Source organism: Halosaccharopolyspora lacisalsi (assembly GCF_014137975.1).
In the GTDB taxonomy this organism is placed as follows: domain Bacteria; phylum Actinomycetota; class Actinomycetes; order Mycobacteriales; family Pseudonocardiaceae; genus Halosaccharopolyspora; species Halosaccharopolyspora lacisalsi.
The window spans coordinates 262887-279381 of sequence record NZ_JACGWZ010000002.1; the positions used below are offsets into that span (position 1 = coordinate 262887).

A 16495-nucleotide genomic window follows, 5' to 3' on the forward strand; every position below is an offset into this window, starting at 1 on the left:
TCATTGGTTCGTTCGTATTGCGAACACTAGTTACCTTGGCGGCAGCTTAGTAGGTCGCTCTCCTGTGGCAACAGGGGAGCGACCTGCGTTTTTCTTGGCATTCCAGCTGGTGATATCCCTTTCCTGGGGTTCTGATGCTGTCGTTTTCGCGGTGATCGCCGCGCGTGTTGACGTTGTCTTCGAGGGCGGTCTAGGCCGAAGTTCGTATAAAGAAATTATGTTCGTAATGCGTTCACTAGCTGGTGGATGATGTCAGCTCCCGGCGCTGTCGCCGGTTTCCGACCTGCCCGCGCGGCCGAGCCGTGGCATCCGGGAGTGGTCCTGTGAAGGCCCTCGCCCTGACCGCCCTGCACCGGCTGGAACTCCGTGACGACTGGCCGACCCCCGAACCGGCGAGGGCGACGTGCTCGTCAGGATGCGCGGAGTCGGCCTCTGCGGCTCGGACCTGACGGTCTACGACGGCAAGCGGGACCTGCCGGAGATGCCGTGGATACCCGGTCACGAGGGGTGCGGAGAGATCGTCGCCGTCGGCACGGGAGTCTCCGAGCGGCGCCTCGGCGAGACCGTGGTCGAACCCAACTACTGCTGCCTGCGCTGCACCTGGTGTCGTACCGGGCGCACCTCGGCGTGTGAGAACCGCGGCATCGTCGGGATCAATCGGCCTGTTGTCCGAGTTCGCCGTCGTGCCCGCCGAGTTCGCCTGGACGGTCCCCGCGGAATGGTCCGTCGAGCGGCCTGGTGCGCGTGGAACCCCTCGCGGTGGCCCAGCGGGCCGTCCGGGACTGCGGCGTGGGACCGGAGGAGACCTGCCTGGTCGTCGGTGCCGGTTCCCAGGGACTGTTGATCTGCCAGAGCCTGCTGGCTCTCGGAGCGCGCCCGCTGGTCAGCGAACCTCACCAGGGGCGCTTGGAGCTGGCCTCGGAGCTGGGAGCCGAGGTCGCCACCCCGGAGGACGGGTCCTACCGCTACGTGTTCGAATCCTCCGGATGTGAGCCCGGTTTCCGCGACGCGCTGAACGCGGCGGACAAGACCGCGGTAGGATCCTTGATCGGTCAGAGCACCGCGCCGTGCTCCCTGGTCACGCAGCAGATCGTGCAGCGCCGGTTCACGCTGCGCGGAGCCCTGATCTACGACCACCCCGGGGACTTCGAGCGGACCAGAGCCTCGCTCGGCGGTGACCTCGAACCCGAACGGATCACCCAGGCCACGGCCACGCCCGCACGGGGCCGACAGCGCGCTCACCGGCGCGCGCGAGGTCCCGGGCAAGTCGTGGATCGACCTGTCCCGATGGACCGTCGACCGGTGACCACGGGTACGCCCTCCGACCGAGCGCGCGAACCATGCGCGGGCCGGATGGAAGGAGTCCTCATGTCCGATCGGCACCGTCGTCTCGGGGTCGGTCATCTCACCGCCCCGGACCTCGCACCGCCGGAGCTGGTCACCCTGGCCGCACGGGCCGGCTTCGGCTCCGTGGGAGTCCGGCTGACCACGACCAACGGCCAGGAGCGGCGATGGCCCGTCGACGTCGGTTCTCCCCTGCTACTGGAGACCGTGCAGGTTGGGGGGCACCGGCGTCGGCGTGCTCGACATCGAGATCCTCTCGATCGGGCCGGACACCCGCGTGGCCGACTACGATCACGTCCTGGACCCCGGCGTCCGCCTCGGTGCCCACTTCCTCAACGTCATGTGTGACGATCCCGATCCGGACCGGGCGGCCGACACGTTCGCGGCACTGGTCGAACGCGCCCGGCTCTACGAGATTCGTCCGGCCGTGGAGGCCATGTCCTACAAGCGGGTCAACAGCCTGGAGCAGGCGCGCCGCATCGCCGAGCGGTCGGAAGGAGGGGGGCGTCCTGCTGGACGCCCTGCACCTACAGCGTTGCGGCAACACCGTTGAGGACGTGCGCGGCCTCCATCCCGCGCTGCTGACGTACCTCCAGATCGCCGACGCGCCCCGGCGCGCCCACCATTGCGGCCCCGGACGCAGGACTTCCTCGCGAGGCAGGTCTTCGGCGGTAACCCCACCCAGCGGGAAGGCCTCGCGGCCCGGCAAGTGCCGGGGGAGGGGGAGCTCGACCTGCCCGCGCTGCTGGAGGCCGTTCCCGCCGAGCTGCCCGTCAGCGTCGAAGCCCCCGACCTCGCCCACGTGCGGGCGTGGGGACACCAGGAGTTCCGCCGCCGTCAGCACGACGCAGCACGCACCCTGCTGGACTCACGTCCCACGGTGCAGGGCGGTCAACCGCGCTGATCCCAACCCGAATGCTGCCAAGGGCCCCTCCGCGGCGAGCTCAGGGGCTCCATCGTGGGCCCGGTGGCGTCGAAGCCTTCGTCGTCCCGGGCGGAACCCGGTTCCTGCCCCGACCCCCGCTGATCGGAGTCGTCGGTGCTGACGTACGCGCCGATCGCCTCCGCGATGCGCTCGCCGCATTCCGTGGTGATCGCTCGCATGCCCTGTTGCAGCGAACGAGTACTCGCCTCGTCGCTCAGTCGGGATATCTCCGCGGCCAGCCGGTGCGGACCGAGGGCGAGGGCCCGGTCGTCCAGCGTCAGGTCGACCAGCTTGCCCTGGAGGTCCACCGAGAGGGCGATGCCCTCGCCTCGTGCCGTATTGCGGATGGCGTCCATCCCGGCGGCGAAGTCCGTCGTCTCGGGGATGTCCTCGGCGATCCGGATCAGTCCGTCGACGCTGCGCTCGTCCGTGCTCATCAGTACCTCCAGGTGGCCGAAGTGGTGGCCTCCGAGTCGCCGAGCCCCAACGCGGACAGCTCCTCGGTGCTCACTCCGTCGAGTCCCGCCTTCATCGCCTGCGCGGCGGCTTGGTCGGCTTTTTCGGTCGCCTCGTCGACGGCGGCCGTGATCGCCCGTGCCAGGCCCGTGCCCCCGAGCCGCAACGCGCCCTGTTCGAGTTCCAGGGAGCGCAGCGCTCCGCCGGGCGCCACCTCGACCGAAATACCGTCTCGCCGCGCGCTTCCCGTGGTCGTCACGTCGGATGCACCCCTCCGTAGAATTTGTCGGCATCCTCGGGAAGTGTGTAGGTGCGCCGCGCCACCTGGTCTTCGGAGTTTCCCTCGATCGTGGTGATCGTGTTTCCGTCCACTTTTTCGATGATGCCGATGTGCTTGTTGTTTCCCTGCTCGGGTCCACTGCCGAAAAGAAGTGCGTCACCGGGGCGTGCCTGTTCGGAGAGAGCTCCCTGGTCGTAGGCGGTGCCCTGTCTTTGTCCCCATTCGTAGACGTCCCCGGTGAAACCGTACGTCCTTGACGTCGACTCCCGCGTCCTGCCACATGGAGGTGGCGAAAAACGAGCACCAGGGCGATCCGGTCGGCCCCCACTTGTTCTGGTTGTTGGGGCCCTCGTGGTAACCCAGGTGTTCGCGCGCGTTGTCCAGGATCTTCTCGACCTTGGCGGAATTCGGCCCGTCCTTGCCGTCTTCCTTGCCGGTCTCCCCGCCTTCGCCGCCCCTCTCGGCGGGTTTCTTCCCGCTCCTGTCGGGATCGGCGACTCCGTCGGCGTCCAGCTCCTTCTGGAGCGCACGCAGTTTCCGGGCGGCTTCCTCCAACTCGGCGCGGGCTTCCTTGAGCTGTCCCCCTGATTCGTGGATGTAGCGGTTGGCGAGGTCCGAGACGCTGGCCATCACCCTCATCAGGCCCGCGGGTGCCGCGATGCCCAAGGCGGCCAGTCCGGCCTTGAGGAACTGTGACGCCTTCGTGACGAAGTCGCTGATGAGGTCGCCGACCGTGGTGTGTCTGCCGTCCAGGGAGCGGATCACCTCGGCGACGATTTTCGCGGCCTGCGCGCTTGCTTCCGCCGTGGTGGCGAGATCCTTGCCGAGCATCGCCGACTTCTTCTCGAACGCGTCCGCCGTGTTACTGGTCCAGTGATCCACCAGTGTTTCGGCTGCCTTCCGTTGCGCGTCACGCTGTTCGCGGACGGAGTCGGCCGCCGACTCCAAGGCGGTCTGCGCCTGGTGCGACCCGGCCGCCCTGCCCTCGAGTTTTCCCTGGTGCGTGACCAGTTCACCGGCCAGCCCGTTGACGATTCCCGTGATGTCCACTCCGGTGTACCCCGTTCCGGTTACAGGATTTTCCTGAACTCGTCGGCCGCTTGCTCGTCGGACTCCTGGTATGTCTTCGCGGCCTTCGCCACCGCGTCCCCCAGTTTCCCGGACTGCGATCCGGTCGCCTTGATCTGCTTCTCCAGGCTCTTGCCGAAACTCGTCAGCGCGTCCGTGAACCCGGTTTCCCCGCCGATGTCGCCGAAGGTGTCCGCTGCGATTCCGCTGACCTCGTGCACGGTTCGGTCACTGACGGTATTCAGCTCATCGGAGACCTCCGCGGCCCTTTCGGCGTAGTCGAAGAAGTAGTCCGTGTCCACGTCGAAACCGTCGCCGGGTCCGGGCCCGTTCCCGCCTCCCGCCTCGGGATTCCGAGATCCTCCTCCCGGATCGGGTTTCGCGGAACCGCCACCCCCGCCGGTAACCTGCTCGGCCGCCTTGCGGGCCTCGTCGAGGTGCTTCTCGTGCTCCCCGTTCTCGTGGGTCGTCCAGGGTTTGAAGGAGTCTCCCCGGGAATCGTAGATGTCGTGAGCCGCCGCGGCGTTCGCTGCCGGGTCGAACAGCCCGCTGTTGGAGTCGAGACCGAGCTGGCCGCGCCGGTTCTCTCCTGAGTCGCCGATCATATTGACTTGCCAGAGACCGTAGGAATTGTCCGGCGGCGTGTCGTTGTGTGCCTCGGTGTCGCCCCCGGACTCGGCCAGGGCCACGGCAACCGACGTGGTCAGATCCTCGCCACGGAAACCCGCGTCGTGTGCGTGTTGGGCGATCTGTTCCGGTGTAATCTGCGTCAGAATAGCAGTATGGCAGGTTCCGACCGTCACCGTGGCGGAACGGTCGAAATTATTCTTTCGGACCACTGATTCCGTGGTCGACGGTCCTGATGACTGTGAATCGTCGCTGGTAGCGGTTCCGAACGGGTGATGTCCTCCGGTCGCGGTACCCGACCGGGCGAGTCACGGCGAGGTGGTCACCGCCACCGGGCGGCGTGCAGCCCGTCGGTGATGTAGCGGTGGGCGTGGTGGGCCAGGTCCTCGTTGTCGTCCCACAGGTCGCGCCACACCGCGAGCGTGCTGGACAGCGCAGGATCGACCACGGCCGAGGAGAAGCTCTCGAAGGTGACCGGACCTTCGTAGCCCGCGTCGACCAGGGCGCGGAAGAACGTCGCGAAGTCGATCGTGCCCGATCCCGGATATCCGCGGTGACTCTCCCCGACGTGGACGTAACCGAGCCTGTCGGCGGCCTCCCGCACCGGCCGCGCGAAGTCGCCCTCCTCGATGTTCATGTGGTAGGTGTCCAGGTGGATCAGCACGTTCGGTGCGTCGACCTCGTCGAGGAACTCCAGGGCCTGTCGCGTGGTGTTGAGCAGATTGCTCTCGTAGCGGTTGACGATCTCCAGGCCGAGCGTGACGCCGCTGTCGGCGGCCTGCCCGGCGAGCTCGCGGATCGCGGCCACGGAGTTGGCGCGCGCCTTCTTCGTCGCCGGTGCCGAGTACTTGCCCAGCGCCGAGTAGAGGGCGCCCACCAAGTGGGTCGAGCCGATCCGGGCCACCAGCTCCAGCGCGGTGCCGAGTTTCGCGCGTCCACGCCGTACCACCGCCGTGTCCTCGTTGTTGACGTCGGCGTCGAAGGTCAGACCGAGTGAGGCCGACGCGGTCAGGCCGTGCTCGTCGAGCAGGTCCCGCACCAGTTTCGTGTCGATGCCGGAGGGGTCGGTGGCGGTCAGCTCGATCAGGTCGTAACCGGCCTCTGCTGTCCTGCTCACCGCCAGCCGGGTCTCCTCGGGGCTCCAGCCGCCGACCCAGACACCCGCGTGGATACCGAGGGGATTCATGTGCGCCTCCTCAGGCTGACGTGCTCGTCACCGTGGCAGTGGATCTTTCTCGCCAGCCTAGCCGCGATGGCGAGTCGTGTTGACTTCCAGCGCGCTCGAAGTTCTACGTTGCCGACGTTAGCGTGGAGACGACGTCCCGGCGAAAGAGGTCCCATCATGGCGGTTCAGCTCAACCACACCATCGTCGCGACGCACGACAAGCAGGAATCGGCGGCGCTGCTGGCCGACCTGCTGGGGCTGCCGCAGCCGGAGCCGTTCGGACCGTTCGAGACGGTGAAGGTCGACAACGACGTCACCCTCGACTTCGCCGACACCGAAGGTGAGGTCCGCTCCCAGCACTACGCCTTCCTGGTCGGTGACAGCGAGTTCGACCAGATCTTCGGGCGGATCCGCGACAGGGGGCTGTCGTACTGGGCGGATCCGGGGCACCACCAACCCGGTGAGATCAACACCCATGACGGCGGCCGGGGCGTGTACTTCGAGGCCTTCGACGGCCACAACCTGGAAATCCTCACTCGCCCCTACGGCAGCGGTCAGTGACACACCCGGCCGGACACCGCGCCCGGAAAACCTCGGTGAGCGTTCACCGGCGCGGGGTCAGGCGCCACAGGGAGGTCACCTCGGCCGCACGAGCCGCGTGGAGCGGGTCGGTCTCGTCGGAGGCACGAGGATGGCTCGGTGTCGTGTCCCGACGTTCCACCACGGTCAACCCCGCCGCGTCGATCGCGGAGAGCAGCTCCTCCCGGCTCCGCAGCCCGAGGTGCTCGGCGAAGTCCGACAGCACCAGCCACCCCTCGCCGCCCGGCTCCAGGTGCTGGGGCAACCCGTCGAGGAAGCCGTGCAGCATGCGGCTTTTGGGGTCGTAGATCCCCCGTTCGAGCGGGGAGCTGGGGCGGGCCGGAATCCACGGCGGGTTGCACACGATCAGCGGGGCGCGGCCGGGGGGAAAGAGGTCGGCCGGAACGAGCTCCACCCGCTCGGACAGTCCCAGCCGGGTGAGGTTCTCGTGCGCGCACGCCGTCGCACGCGGATCCTGGTCGGTGGCCACGACGCGCTCGACGCCCCGCCGGGCCAGGATGGCGGCCAGGACGCCGGTGCCCGTACCGATGTCGAAGGCCAGCGCCGAGGAGGGAAGCGGCGCCTCGGCGGCCAGCCGGGCGTACTCGCCGCGTACCGGGGAGAACACGCCGTAATGCGGGTGGATGCGGTCGTCGAGCCCCGGGACGAGAACACCTTTCTCGCGCCATTCGTGCGCTCCGACGACTCCCAGGATTTCGCGCAACGAGAGCACCGACTTCTCACCACCCGGCCCGTAGGCTTCGGTGCAGGCCTGCCGGACGTCGGGAGCCCGCCGCAGCGCGATGGTGTGATCCGGCTCGAGCTCGATCAGCAGCATCGCGAGCTTGCGCGCGCGTTGTCCCTGCGCTTGGCGGTGCAGATGGAAGCTCTGAGCCGCGGAAGTGGCTCGCTTGGGACGTTTGCGGTCGGCGCGCCGCGCCATCGCCTGGAGCAGTTGGCGTGCGTTCTGGAAGTCGCCCCGCCACAGCATCGCCGTGCCCTCGCAGGCCATCCGGTAGGCGGTATCGGCTTTCGTGCCGTCGTCGGCGATCACCACGCGCTCGGGAGGTGGCGCTCCGTTCTCGGAACGCCACCGGGCGCTGCGTTGTTCGCCGTCCTCGACCCAGCGAACGAACTCCCGCTCGACCACGGAGTCACCTCGCGGGCTCAACAGCTCTGCACCGGGTGCAGGCTGAAGTCGGCCTCGATGCGCGAGGCCGTGGCCAGCAGCGGCGGCACGACCTCGCGCCGGATGACGGCGTCCTCGGTGCTGTGGGTCTGCAGCGAGACGTTCAGGGCCGCGACGACGTTCGCCGACCGGTCGCGCAGGGGAGCGGCCACGCCGTGGAGGCCCTCCTCGAGCTCGCCGTCCGACAGCGCCCATCCGCGACTGCGCACCCGTTCGATCTCGCTGCGCAGGGCGTCCTCGTCGGTGATGGTGCGTGCCGTCAGTGCTTCCAACTCCATCGACTCCAGCCTGCGGGTGAGCTCCGCGTCGTCGAGCCCGGCCAGCAGCACCTTGCCCATCGAGTTCGCGTGCGCGGGAAAGCGGCTGCCCACGGTGATCGCCACCGACAGCAGGCGGGAGCTGGGAACGCGGGCCACGTAGTAGATGTCGTGACCGTCCAGGACCCCCACCGAGGTGCTCTCGCGCAGGTCCTCGGCGAGCTGGTGCAGGTGCGGATCGGCGATCTTGGGCAGCGGGCTGCCGGACAGGAAGGCGTAGCCGAACTCCAGCACGCGCGGGGTCAGCGCGAATCGGCGACCGTCCATGCGCAGGTAGCCGAGGTCGACCAGCGTCAGCAGGAACCGACGAGCACCGGCTCGGGTCAGGTTCGCCGCCTCGGCCACTTCGGTCAGCGTGAGCTCGGGACGCTCGGCCGAGAACGCCCGCAGTACCGCCAGCCCGCGCTCGAAGGACTTGACGAAGTGTTCCCCGCGCTCCTCGACCATTCCCGCCTCTTGCTCGACACCACTGCAACCGACTCGGCTACCCTACTTTGTCCTTTTCACGTCCGTGCGGCTTGTCTGCGGTGGGCGGGGTGGCCGGTGACGACACCCCGCCCACCGAACCAGGAAAGCCGTTCCGCGCCGGAGCGGACCAGCCGGACCTCGCCGGTGTGGGAGAACAACCGCGCCGCCCGCTCCGCCGACCCGAAGCTGCCCCATCCGCCGCCGTCCGAGTTGACCACCTCCGCGCGGTGGTCGAACTCCATGCCACCGGGCGAGCACGCTGCCGACGATCAGCTCGCCCTCCTCGTCCCGTTCCAGCTCGCAGAGCGCGAAGAGGCGGGGAGGACACCGCAGCTTCGCCTCGATCACGACGTGCTCCTCCGGCGCGGGTGCCCAGTCGATGGGATCTTCGATGGTGGTCACCCCAACCTCCTCGGTGGTGAACAGTGGCGATCGGTTGCTCGTCGAGCTTGGTCGGTCACTTCGAGAAGGGCATGTACTTCCCGCAGCCCCAGCAGATCGCTGGACTGCTTGAGTTCTACGGTGCTCCCAACTGGGCCGTGGAGCGGCTGACCTCGTTGTGTGGTCGTGCGGATCAGCGAACTTGGCTGGCTCCGTGGGTGGACGTGATCCCGGACTGGTTGCGCACCTTCGTCGGCCTGGAGGGGCTCGCGGTTCGTGAGACCACGTACGCCCCTCTCGTGCTCCCCGCCTGGGTGCAGACGGCTGATTACGCCGCCGGGATGACGTCACCGAGTTCCCGGGTTCGTCCGGACCAGGGTGAACGTCTCGTGGGCCTGCGGATGGAACGACAGCAGCGCTTGTTCGGCGAAGAATCGCCCCCGCACCTCACGGCGTTGATCGAGGAACCGGTTCTCGATCGGCCGATCGACGGTGCTGCCACGATGCGGGGTCGGCTCGAACGCCTGGTGACGATATCCGAACGCCCGAACGTCGAGGTGCTGATCGTTCCTGCGGCAGTCGGCCGTCGTGATGGTCTGGAGGGCAGGTTCACGGTCCTGGACTTCGACGAGGCCCGGTCGATTGGCTATGTTGAGATTCCCGGCGGCGCGGTCTACGTCCAGGACCAAGACCAGGTCGGGGCGTATGCGCGGAACGCCGAAGCACCGCGTTCTGTTGCGCTGTCGCAGACCGAGTCCGCCGAAGCTGTCCGAGAACGCGCGGACGCACTCACTTGGTCGAGGAGGATTGATGAGCACCGCCGACGACAAGCCGGTCTGGCGGAGGTCGAGTTAGAGCAGCAACGGGTCCGACTGCGTCGAGATCGCGTTCCTTCCCGGTGCCGTGGCCGCGCGGGACTCGAAGGAGCCCGCCGGGCCGGTCCTGCGGTTCGGCGCGGCCCGGTGGGGACGCTTCCTCGAAGCCCTCGACAACGGCGTGCCCTCCGCCTGACGACTTTCCGCCGGAGCCGCAGTCCTCAGCGCATGGAGCCGAGGAGCTCGGCGAGCCGGTCCATGGTCTCGCCGGCGCCTTCCTCCATGTCGGTCTGGGCCATGGCGTCGCGATCCTCCACGGACTGGAAGACGGAGACGTTCACGTACTTCGTCCTCCCGTCGACCTCCTCGAGGGTGAGCGTGTCGAGGCAGACGTGGCCCGGCATGCCCTCGAACTCGAAGGTTCGCACGATCCGCTCGGGGTTGACGACGTCGTGGTAGACGCCGTTGAAGGCGTACTCGGTGCCGTCGGTGTCGCGGTTGAGGTAGCGCCAGCGCCCGCCGGGCCGGACCTCGTCGTGGTCGACGCTGGTCTCGTAGCGTCGCGGGCCCCACCACCTGGGGACGAGCTCGGGGTCCGTGACCGCCTTGAACACCACGTCGCGGGGTGCGTCGAACACGCGGGTCATGACGACGTCCTGCCTGCCCGGTTCGATGACGAATTCCGTCTCACTCATGGTCTTCTCCCTTTTCTCTTCGTTGGATGGTTTGGATCTCCTGATCGAGCCGGTCGAAGCGGTCGCGCCAGTCCTCCCGGTAGCGCTGGATCCAGTCGGAGGCGGTTTCCAGGGGCGCGGTCTCCAGTCGGCACGGCCGCCACTGCGCGTCGCGGCCCCGGCTGATCAGCCCCGCTCGTTCGAGCAGCTTCAGGTGCTTGGAGACTGCCTGAATGCTGATGGAGAAGGGTTCTGCCAGCTCGTTGACCGTCGCTTCGCCCGTTGACAACCGGGCCAGGATCGCCCGTCGCGTCGGATCCGCCAGCGCGGCGAAGGTGAGGCTGAGCTGATCGTCCGTCATATTTGATTAACCTTCTGATTGAACAACCGGTAGGTTGATTATGCGTTCTGCCGATGTCTCCGTCAACAGGAAGTACGGTCCGACCATGACACCTGTCATGAGTGGTCCGTGATGATCGGCCTACGCGGGTGGCCGCGTTCGTCGGCAGGGTGAGAGCCGTGCGACGAAACACGACTTCGAGGGGCATCGGTGAACGGGGCACCGATCACACCGGTACCGCGATCGACATCAGCGGACTGCGGAAGGACCACGGCCCGGTCCGTGCCGTCGACGGCGTCGACCTCGGCATCGCTCCGGGCGAGGTGATGGCGTTGCTCGGTCCCAACGGGGCGGGCAAGTCGACGCTGGTCGACATGATCCTCGGACTGACGAGGCCGGACTCCGGACGGGTTCGGATCTTCGGTGCCGAGCCGGAACGGGCGGTGCGCGGGGGAGCGATCGCGGCGATGTTGCAGACGGGCGCGCTGCTCGACGACGCCACCGTGGGGGAGATGCTGGGAATGGTCGCCTCGTTGCACCACGCTCCTCTGACGGTCCGCGAGGCGCTTCGCCGAGCCGGAATCGAGGACCTGGTCAAGCGGCCGTCCACGCGGCTCTCGGGTGGTCAACAGCAACGAGTCCGCTACGCGCTCGCGCTGGTCAGCGATCCGGCCCTGCTGCTGCTCGACGAGCCGACGGCAGCCATGGACGTGGGAACCCGGCGCGAGTTCTGGCACTCGATGCGGGACTACACCGACAGCGGCAGGACGGTGGTCTTCGCGACGCACTACCTGGAAGAGGCCGAGGAGTTCGCCGACCGGGTGGTGTTCATGAAGTCCGGCCGCATCGTCGCGGACGGGGCCGTGGCCGAGGTACGTGCCCTGGCCGCCGGACGGACCCTGCGTGCCACCGTTCCGGGTGTTGTCGAATCGGCCGTGCGGGCACTGCCCGCCGTCGCCGACGTCGGGATCCGCCACGACGAGGTCGTGGTGGTCAGCTCCGACTCCGACACGACGTTGCGTGCGCTGCTGTCGCGCTTTCCGCACGCACGTGACATCGAAGTCACCGGAGTCGGCCTCGACGAAGCGTTCGTCGCGCTGACCGGTGACGTTCAACGCGACCAGGCGGAAGCGGTGCGGTCGTGAACCTCGGATACCTCGGTCTGGAAATGCGACGCGCTCTGCGCGCCCCCGGAACGCTGCTGTTCACGATCGGGTTCCCGGCGGTGTTCTACCTCCTGGAGACGATGCTGTTCGAAGGCATGGTCCCCGGCGGGAGCCCGGCGGATGACTACGCCGCCACGACCATGATCGGTATGTCCGCGTGGGGAGTCATGACCTCGGGCTTGCTGGTCGGCACCCGCGTGGTCCACGAACGGGTCGTCGGTTGGCAACGTCAGCTGCGGTTGACGCCGTTGACCGGGAGCGGATATCTGCTCGGCAAGACCGCCGTGGGTATGTTCGTCGCGCTGCCGACGGCGATCGCCGTCCCGCTCGTGGCTGTACTGGCCAAAGGAGTAACCCTGGACGTGACCGGCTGGTTTCACGCCACGCTCGGGGTGTGGGCGGGTTCGTTGCCGTTCGCGGTCCTCGGCCTGCTGATCGGCCAGTGGGCGAACAAGGACAACGTACAGAACTTCACGATCGTCGGAATGCTGGTGCTGGCGATGTTCGGCGGGCTGTTCATGCCGTTGGGTATGCTCCCGCCGTGGTGGACCACGCTGGCGCGGTTCGTGCCCAGCTACTGGCTCGCCGAGATCGGCCGCGCGGGTATCCAGCCGGGGCACGACGCTCTTCTCGCCGCGATGGTTCTCGCCGGATGGGGGACCGTGCTGTCGACGGTCGTGGTCTGGCGCTACCGCAGGGACTCGGCACGGTTATGAGCGCTCGGAGGGGCACGGTGCCATGGGAAAGCTGATCGGGCGGCGATGGCAGCGCCGGCTGCCGTCCGGGTCCTCCGTGACCGATCACGGTTCTTGGGTACTCGCTCCCGCCCTGGCCGTGCTGTTCAGCCTCATGCTGGTTCCCGCGTGGTTGGACGCGCTGTCCCGGGTGGAGGACGAACGCAGCGTAACCGCGGTGATCGTCGGCGTGGTGTACAGCGCCGCTTGCGTGATCGCGGTCCCGGTCTCGACGAAGATGAGTTCGACCGCGCGGCTGGTTTTCTGCCTGGTGCTGCTCGCGACGGGGCTGGGCTTCATCGGGCTGACGGATCCGAGCAATTTCTGGGTGCTGCTGTGCGCGCTGGGGATCGTGGCGGTGCTGCTGTCGACCGTGGCCACGGCGGCGATCACGTCGGTGGTCGTGTTCGGGCTGTCGGTCGGCGCCGTCCAGACCGGAACCTTCTCCCAGCAGTTCCCGAACCTCGCCGTTCTCGTTTCGGTGACCACGGCCGTGGCACTGATGGTTCGGCTGTTCGATGCCAACGCCGAGCTCAAGCGGGCACGTGACCGAGTCGCCGCGCTCGCGGTCGAGCAGGAGCGGGAGCGTTTCGCCCGGGACCTGCACGACATCCTCGGTCACAGCCTGACCACCATCACGGTGAAGGCTTCGACCGCACGGCGTGTGCTGGAGACCGGTGACGTCGACCGCTCGATCACCGAGATCGGTGATGTCGAGCGGCTCGGTAGGCAAGCCCTGACGGACGTACGCGCCACGGTCTCGGAATATCGCGAAACCACCCTGGTCGGTGAGTTGGCCGCGGCCGGTGAAACGTTGCGCGCGGCTGGGATCGAGGCCGAACTCCCCCACGCGGTGGATGACGTGGATTCGAGATCGCGGCAGGTGTTCGGGTACGTGCTGCGTGAGGCGATCACCAACGCCGTGCGGCACTCGGGTGCGCACCGGGTCGGCGTTCGGCTCGGCCGGGACTGGATCACAGTGATCGACGACGGTGCCGGTGCCGGTGCCGGTCAGGAGGAGACCGGAAACGGCCTGAACGGTCTCGCGGAGCAGGTTCGCGAGCTCGACGGATCTTTCGAAGCCGGTCCCGGCGGGCAGGGTGGATTCGTCGTCCGCGCGAGCGTGCCCGATGAGCCGTCGACCAGCACTGCACGGGACGGCGCCGAGGACACGACGCCGCGATACACGCGCGAGGCGGGAGAAACGTCGTGATCGGAGTCCTCGTCGCCGATGACCAGCCCCTGGTAAGGGGTGCGCTGGCCACGGTGCTCGATCTCGAAGCGGACATCACGGTGCTCGCCCAGGTTGGTTCCGGAGAGGAGGTACTGCCCGAAGCGCGTCGGTGTCGCCCCGACGTGGTGTTGCTGGACGTGCAGATGCCGGGCAAGGACGGGTTGGTCATCATAGCGGAGCTGTGTACGGAGCTGCCCTCCTGCAAGATCCTGATCTGCACCACGTTCGGACGGCCGGGTTACTTGACGCGCGCCGTGTCCGCCGGTGCCCGCGGGTTTCTGGTCAAGGACGCTCCACCGGAACAGCTCGCCGACGCGGTTCGCCGCGTTCACAGCGGGCTACGGGTCGTGGATCCTTCGTTGGCAACGGAGTCACTGGTGACAGGCCCCAATCCGCTGACGGAGCGGGAGCGTGAGGTGCTCGCCCTGGCTGCCGACGGCAGTACTGTGTCCAGGATCGCTGGATCCTTGCACCTGACCGTGGGTACGGTCCGTAATCACTTGTCCGCGGCGATCGGCAAGACGGGAGCCGAGACCCGGGGCGGCGCCCACCGGATCGCCGAACAGCGCGGCTGGTTGTGAAAGCCGCGACGAGCTGGTGCTGGCACCGCCCGAGAAGACGCCGGTCAGCGCGGTTCGGCTTGCAGGGAGCGGGTGAGGATCAGGCGCAGGGTGGGTAGCTGTTCCAGCGGGGTGAACTCGGTGTCCACGCTGGCGCGGCTGAACAGCCCGTCGACCAGGGCCGTGATCCAGGTGGCGGCCGTGGCCAGGTCGAGGGAGTCGTCGATCTGACCCTGCTCGGCCGCTCGGCGCAGCAGCTCGGTCAGGCCCTCGCGCGTGGCGCTGTCGCTGCGGGCGACCATCGCCGCGAACTCGTCGTCGCGACCGGCCTGCCGGACCAGCTCCATGACGAGCCCGGCGTTGGCGGGGTCGGCCAGTGGTTCGACGAGGGTGTCGACGAGGCCGAGAACATCGCCCCAGGGGTCATCGGAGTCGGCGGTTTCGGCCACGTACTTGGCGATGTCGCGTTCGTCCTGCTCGAAGATGGCCGTGAAGATCGCTCTCTTGCTGGGGAAGTAGTGGAACAGGCTGCCCGAACTGATCCCGGCCGCTTCGCAGATGTTGGCGACTGTGGTGCTGTCGAAGCCCTTCCTGGCGAAGCAGGCCGCAGCGGTGTCGAGGATGTGGCGGCGCTTGGCCTCGTGCTTGGCGGGATCGACTGTGCGCATGGCTCCTCGTGACCGGACGCGGCGTGTCAGCGCTGTGCGCCGTGCCGCCAGTACTGGCGTTTGTCCTCGTCGCGTACCACGATACCCAGCTTGATCAGTTCCGCGCGCAGCACGGTCGCTTCCTTCTTGTCGTTCTTGCGCAGTGCTTGCTCGCGGGCCTTGAGCACAGCGCCGGCCCCGCTCGGCAGCCCGGGGGCGTCCTGCACCCACAGCTGGTACTCCGTGGCGTGGGGGTCACCTTCCGGGCACCACGCGTAGGCGTGCGCGAGGAACGCCTCCCGAAGGTGGCGGAAGGGGAGATCGGACTCCTCCCTGGCCAGTTCGTTCCCCCCGGGGGCGAGCAGGACGAGTTCCCCGCTGTCCTGGAACACCGCACCGACATCGGTTCCCGCGAATTCCCGCGAGGTCCCGTCGCGCTTCAGTGCGACCGCTTCCCTCGACACGATCACGCTGAGTCTTTCCCGGGCCCAGAGGAAGGCGAAGGCCAGTCCGGCGAGCGCCCCGAGCACGAGCGCCACGAGCGTGCCGTGGGGGATCGATGCGGCGAGTGCTACAGGCCCCGGGACGGGCAGCCAGGGGAGCGTGACCAACCATTCGGCCGCCTCCTTGACGAGCCATCCGGCTCCGGCCGCCAGCAGCGGACAGCCCAGCCACGATCCGTAACGGATCCATGCCGGTTCGGCCACGACGGTCTCGGGGTCGGCGTCGGTGTTGCGCGAGGTGGAGAGCACGTACTCATTATTAGACCGACTGATCGGTTTATCAAGCTCACGTGCCGGACCAGGTGGTTCGGTACGGCTCGGACAGTCCGATACGTTGCTTTCGGCATCGGTTGCGACGGAGGAGTCTCGTGAACAGTCAGCCAGAGTACGTCCAAGATGGATCGAGCGTGGCCGGTGCTTCGGTGGAGCCGCGGTACGCGGTTGGCGACGTGTTGGCCCGGATGCTGACCGAGCTGCTGGCGCCGTGGATTCTGGTGGTGGTGCTGCCGCTGGCGGTGGCCCGGGAGGCGACCGGCGAGCCGGGGGCCGCTGTCGGCTGGGGGCTACTGGTGGTGTTGACCAGCAGCATCCTGCCGATGATGGTGCTCGTGTGGGGTGCGCGGTCGGGGCGCTGGGACGGGCATCACGTCCGGAACCGACAGGAACGACTCGTTCCGTTCCTCGTGATCATCGTGCTGAGCGGTATCGGTCTCGGGATGCTGTTGCTCGGTGGTGCTCCGTGGCTGCTGACGGCACTCGACATCAGCATGGTCATTTCTCTGTTGGCGGCGTGTGCGGTCACTCTGCGGTGGAAGATCTCGATGCACACCGCCGTGGCTTCCGGAACCGTGGCCATGCTCGCCGAGACCTACGGTCCCGCGCTGTGGGGGCTGTCGCCGCTGGTGATCGCCATCGCGTGGTCCCGCGTCAGGGTTCGGGACCACACCGTGCCGCAGGTCGCGACGGGGGGAGTGCTCGGCGCCGTGGTGGGTGGCGGACTCTTCGCGCTGCTGTCCTAGAGGC

General features: G+C 67.9%; 22 protein-coding genes and 3 pseudogenes. 13 read left to right on the plus strand and 12 right to left on the minus strand.

The annotated features are described in order from the left end of the window. Nucleotides 1-415: 415 nt before the first annotated feature. The 4 genes from FHX42_RS26500 (at nt 416) to FHX42_RS26515 (ending at nt 2248) form a co-directional block, all read left to right on the plus strand. Nucleotides 416-844: an alcohol dehydrogenase catalytic domain-containing protein gene (locus tag FHX42_RS26500; RefSeq protein ID WP_235987208.1), complete on the plus strand. Its 429-nt coding sequence runs from the start codon at nt 416-418 to the stop codon at nt 842-844. Further along, nucleotides 739-1692, plus strand: a complete 954-nt coding sequence (locus tag FHX42_RS26505; protein WP_235987146.1) for a zinc-binding dehydrogenase — start codon at nt 739-741, stop codon at nt 1690-1692. The genes FHX42_RS26500 and FHX42_RS26505 overlap by 106 nt, the downstream gene beginning before the upstream one ends. Next, on the plus strand, nt 1685-1897 hold the full coding sequence (locus FHX42_RS26510; RefSeq protein WP_235987147.1) for a hypothetical protein: 213 nt from the start codon (nt 1685-1687) through the stop codon (nt 1895-1897). The genes FHX42_RS26505 and FHX42_RS26510 overlap by 8 nt, the downstream gene beginning before the upstream one ends. Nucleotides 1898-1969: 72 nt before the next feature. Further along, the gene (locus FHX42_RS26515; protein ID WP_235987148.1) at nt 1970-2248 is read left to right on the plus strand and encodes a hypothetical protein; all 279 of its coding nucleotides are present in this window, start codon (nt 1970-1972) and stop codon (nt 2246-2248) included. On the opposite strand, the gene FHX42_RS08970 is transcribed toward FHX42_RS26515, so the two are convergent. From FHX42_RS08970 to FHX42_RS27340, 3 genes and pseudogenes are all read right to left on the minus strand, one after another. Then, nucleotides 2236-2706, minus strand: a complete 471-nt coding sequence (locus tag FHX42_RS08970) for a hypothetical protein (protein ID WP_182543784.1) — start codon at nt 2704-2706, stop codon at nt 2236-2238. The two genes, FHX42_RS26515 and FHX42_RS08970, sit on opposite strands and share 13 nt — an antisense overlap. Continuing rightward, on the minus strand, nt 2706-2984 hold the full coding sequence (locus tag FHX42_RS08975; RefSeq protein ID WP_182543785.1) for a YbaB/EbfC family nucleoid-associated protein: 279 nt from the start codon (nt 2982-2984) through the stop codon (nt 2706-2708). The genes FHX42_RS08970 and FHX42_RS08975 overlap by 1 nt, the downstream gene beginning before the upstream one ends. 137 nt (nt 2985-3121) lie before the next feature. Then, a pseudogene (locus tag FHX42_RS27340) lies at nt 3122-3535 on the minus strand (hypothetical protein); the annotation flags it as partial. Between the two features lie 74 nt (nt 3536-3609). On the opposite strand from FHX42_RS27340, the gene FHX42_RS27345 reads away from it, so the two are divergent. Further along, nucleotides 3610-3882 (plus strand): hypothetical protein, encoded by a 273-nt coding sequence (locus FHX42_RS27345; protein ID WP_328795998.1) that lies wholly within the window; start codon nt 3610-3612, stop codon nt 3880-3882. Between the two features lie 193 nt (nt 3883-4075). Here the strand turns inward: FHX42_RS27345 and FHX42_RS08985 are convergent, their stop codons facing one another. Next, the gene (locus FHX42_RS08985) at nt 4076-4876 is read right to left on the minus strand and encodes a type VII secretion target (RefSeq protein ID WP_328795999.1); all 801 of its coding nucleotides are present in this window, start codon (nt 4874-4876) and stop codon (nt 4076-4078) included. Nucleotides 4877-5022: 146 nt separating this feature from the next. Beyond that, a complete protein-coding gene (locus tag FHX42_RS08990) occupies nt 5023-5886 on the minus strand; it encodes a sugar phosphate isomerase/epimerase family protein (protein WP_182543786.1) in 864 nt (287 codons plus the stop codon). Nucleotides 5887-6042: 156 nt separating this feature from the next. Between FHX42_RS08990 and FHX42_RS08995 the strand changes: the two genes are divergently transcribed. Continuing rightward, nucleotides 6043-6426, plus strand: coding sequence for a VOC family protein (locus tag FHX42_RS08995; protein WP_182543787.1), 384 nt, complete (start codon nt 6043-6045; stop codon nt 6424-6426). 43 nt (nt 6427-6469) lie between these two features. Here FHX42_RS08995 and FHX42_RS09000 read toward each other — a convergent pair whose 3' ends face one another. The 3 genes from FHX42_RS09000 to FHX42_RS09010 are packed head-to-tail and all read right to left on the minus strand — an operon-like array spanning nt 6470 to nt 8660. Then, the gene (locus FHX42_RS09000) at nt 6470-7594 is read right to left on the minus strand and encodes a methyltransferase (RefSeq protein WP_182543788.1); all 1125 of its coding nucleotides are present in this window, start codon (nt 7592-7594) and stop codon (nt 6470-6472) included. Between the two features lie 17 nt (nt 7595-7611). Further along, on the minus strand, nt 7612-8397 hold the full coding sequence (locus FHX42_RS09005; RefSeq protein WP_182543789.1) for an IclR family transcriptional regulator domain-containing protein: 786 nt from the start codon (nt 8395-8397) through the stop codon (nt 7612-7614). Nucleotides 8398-8453: 56 nt separating this feature from the next. After that, the gene (locus tag FHX42_RS09010; RefSeq protein WP_182543790.1) at nt 8454-8660 is read right to left on the minus strand and encodes a hypothetical protein; all 207 of its coding nucleotides are present in this window, start codon (nt 8658-8660) and stop codon (nt 8454-8456) included. Nucleotides 8661-8891: 231 nt separating this feature from the next. Between FHX42_RS09010 and FHX42_RS27730 the strand changes: the two are divergent. Together FHX42_RS27730 and FHX42_RS09020 are read left to right on the plus strand one after the other, a co-directional pair. Continuing rightward, nucleotides 8892-9515: pseudogene (locus tag FHX42_RS27730) on the plus strand (DUF5753 domain-containing protein); the annotation flags it as partial. A 154-nt stretch (nt 9516-9669) separates the two neighbouring features. Beyond that, a pseudogene (locus tag FHX42_RS09020) lies at nt 9670-9810 on the plus strand (DUF397 domain-containing protein); the annotation flags it as partial. Nucleotides 9811-9835: 25 nt separating this feature from the next. On the opposite strand, the gene FHX42_RS09025 reads toward FHX42_RS09020, so the two are convergent. Both FHX42_RS09025 and FHX42_RS09030 read right to left on the minus strand, forming a co-directional pair. Beyond that, the gene (locus FHX42_RS09025) at nt 9836-10309 is read right to left on the minus strand and encodes an SRPBCC family protein (RefSeq protein WP_182543792.1); all 474 of its coding nucleotides are present in this window, start codon (nt 10307-10309) and stop codon (nt 9836-9838) included. Next, complete coding sequence (locus FHX42_RS09030) at nt 10302-10649, minus strand: ArsR/SmtB family transcription factor (protein ID WP_182543793.1); 348 nt, start codon at nt 10647-10649, stop codon at nt 10302-10304. The genes FHX42_RS09025 and FHX42_RS09030 overlap by 8 nt, the downstream gene beginning before the upstream one ends. A gap of 185 nt (nt 10650-10834) precedes the next feature. Here FHX42_RS09030 and FHX42_RS09035 point away from each other — a divergent pair, with 185 nt between their 5' ends. The 4 genes from FHX42_RS09035 to FHX42_RS09050 are packed head-to-tail and all read left to right on the plus strand — an operon-like array spanning nt 10835 to nt 14343. Then, on the plus strand, nt 10835-11773 hold the full coding sequence (locus tag FHX42_RS09035) for an ABC transporter ATP-binding protein (protein ID WP_407926223.1): 939 nt from the start codon (nt 10835-10837) through the stop codon (nt 11771-11773). Continuing rightward, entirely contained in the window at nt 11770-12510 is a 741-nt protein-coding gene (locus tag FHX42_RS09040) for an ABC transporter permease (RefSeq protein ID WP_182543794.1), read from the plus strand. The genes FHX42_RS09035 and FHX42_RS09040 overlap by 4 nt, the downstream gene beginning before the upstream one ends. Before the next feature lie 22 nt (nt 12511-12532). After that, complete coding sequence (locus FHX42_RS27350; protein WP_182543795.1) at nt 12533-13741, plus strand: sensor histidine kinase; 1209 nt, start codon at nt 12533-12535, stop codon at nt 13739-13741. After that, entirely contained in the window at nt 13738-14343 is a 606-nt protein-coding gene (locus tag FHX42_RS09050) for a response regulator transcription factor (RefSeq protein WP_182543796.1), read from the plus strand. Before FHX42_RS27350 ends, FHX42_RS09050 begins: the two co-directional genes overlap by 4 nt. 44 nt (nt 14344-14387) lie before the next feature. Here the strand turns inward: FHX42_RS09050 and FHX42_RS09055 are convergent, their stop codons facing one another. Together FHX42_RS09055 and FHX42_RS09060 are read right to left on the minus strand one after the other, a co-directional pair. After that, on the minus strand, nt 14388-14990 hold the full coding sequence (locus FHX42_RS09055) for a TetR/AcrR family transcriptional regulator (RefSeq protein WP_182543797.1): 603 nt from the start codon (nt 14988-14990) through the stop codon (nt 14388-14390). 26 nt (nt 14991-15016) lie between these two features. Continuing rightward, the gene (locus FHX42_RS09060) at nt 15017-15721 is read right to left on the minus strand and encodes a YqeB family protein (protein WP_220480088.1); all 705 of its coding nucleotides are present in this window, start codon (nt 15719-15721) and stop codon (nt 15017-15019) included. Between the two features lie 119 nt (nt 15722-15840). On the opposite strand from FHX42_RS09060, the gene FHX42_RS09065 reads away from it, so the two are divergent. Beyond that, complete coding sequence (locus FHX42_RS09065) at nt 15841-16491, plus strand: hypothetical protein (RefSeq protein WP_328796001.1); 651 nt, start codon at nt 15841-15843, stop codon at nt 16489-16491. Nucleotides 16492-16495 lie beyond the last annotated feature (4 nt).

Excerpts from the sequence above, each read along its gene's own strand:
- FHX42_RS26500 (WP_235987208.1), top strand. The coding sequence starts at position 416 with ATGCGCGGAGTCGGCCTCTGCGGCTCGGACCTGACGGTCTACGACGGC.
- FHX42_RS26510 (WP_235987147.1), top strand. The coding sequence starts at position 1,685 with ATGTGTGACGATCCCGATCCGGACCGGGCGGCCGACACGTTCGCGGCA.
- FHX42_RS08970 (WP_182543784.1), bottom strand. The coding sequence starts at position 2,706 with ATGAGCACGGACGAGCGCAGCGTCGACGGACTGATCCGGATCGCCGAG.
- FHX42_RS08990 (WP_182543786.1), bottom strand. The coding sequence starts at position 5,886 with ATGAATCCCCTCGGTATCCACGCGGGTGTCTGGGTCGGCGGCTGGAGC.
- FHX42_RS08995 (WP_182543787.1), top strand. The coding sequence starts at position 6,043 with ATGGCGGTTCAGCTCAACCACACCATCGTCGCGACGCACGACAAGCAG.
- FHX42_RS09005 (WP_182543789.1), bottom strand. The coding sequence starts at position 8,397 with ATGGTCGAGGAGCGCGGGGAACACTTCGTCAAGTCCTTCGAGCGCGGG.
- FHX42_RS09010 (WP_182543790.1), bottom strand. The coding sequence starts at position 8,660 with ATGGAGTTCGACCACCGCGCGGAGGTGGTCAACTCGGACGGCGGCGGA.
- FHX42_RS09025 (WP_182543792.1), bottom strand. The coding sequence starts at position 10,309 with ATGAGTGAGACGGAATTCGTCATCGAACCGGGCAGGCAGGACGTCGTC.
- FHX42_RS09030 (WP_182543793.1), bottom strand. The coding sequence starts at position 10,649 with ATGACGGACGATCAGCTCAGCCTCACCTTCGCCGCGCTGGCGGATCCG.
- FHX42_RS27350 (WP_182543795.1), top strand. The coding sequence starts at position 12,533 with ATGGGAAAGCTGATCGGGCGGCGATGGCAGCGCCGGCTGCCGTCCGGG.
- FHX42_RS09055 (WP_182543797.1), bottom strand. The coding sequence starts at position 14,990 with ATGCGCACAGTCGATCCCGCCAAGCACGAGGCCAAGCGCCGCCACATC.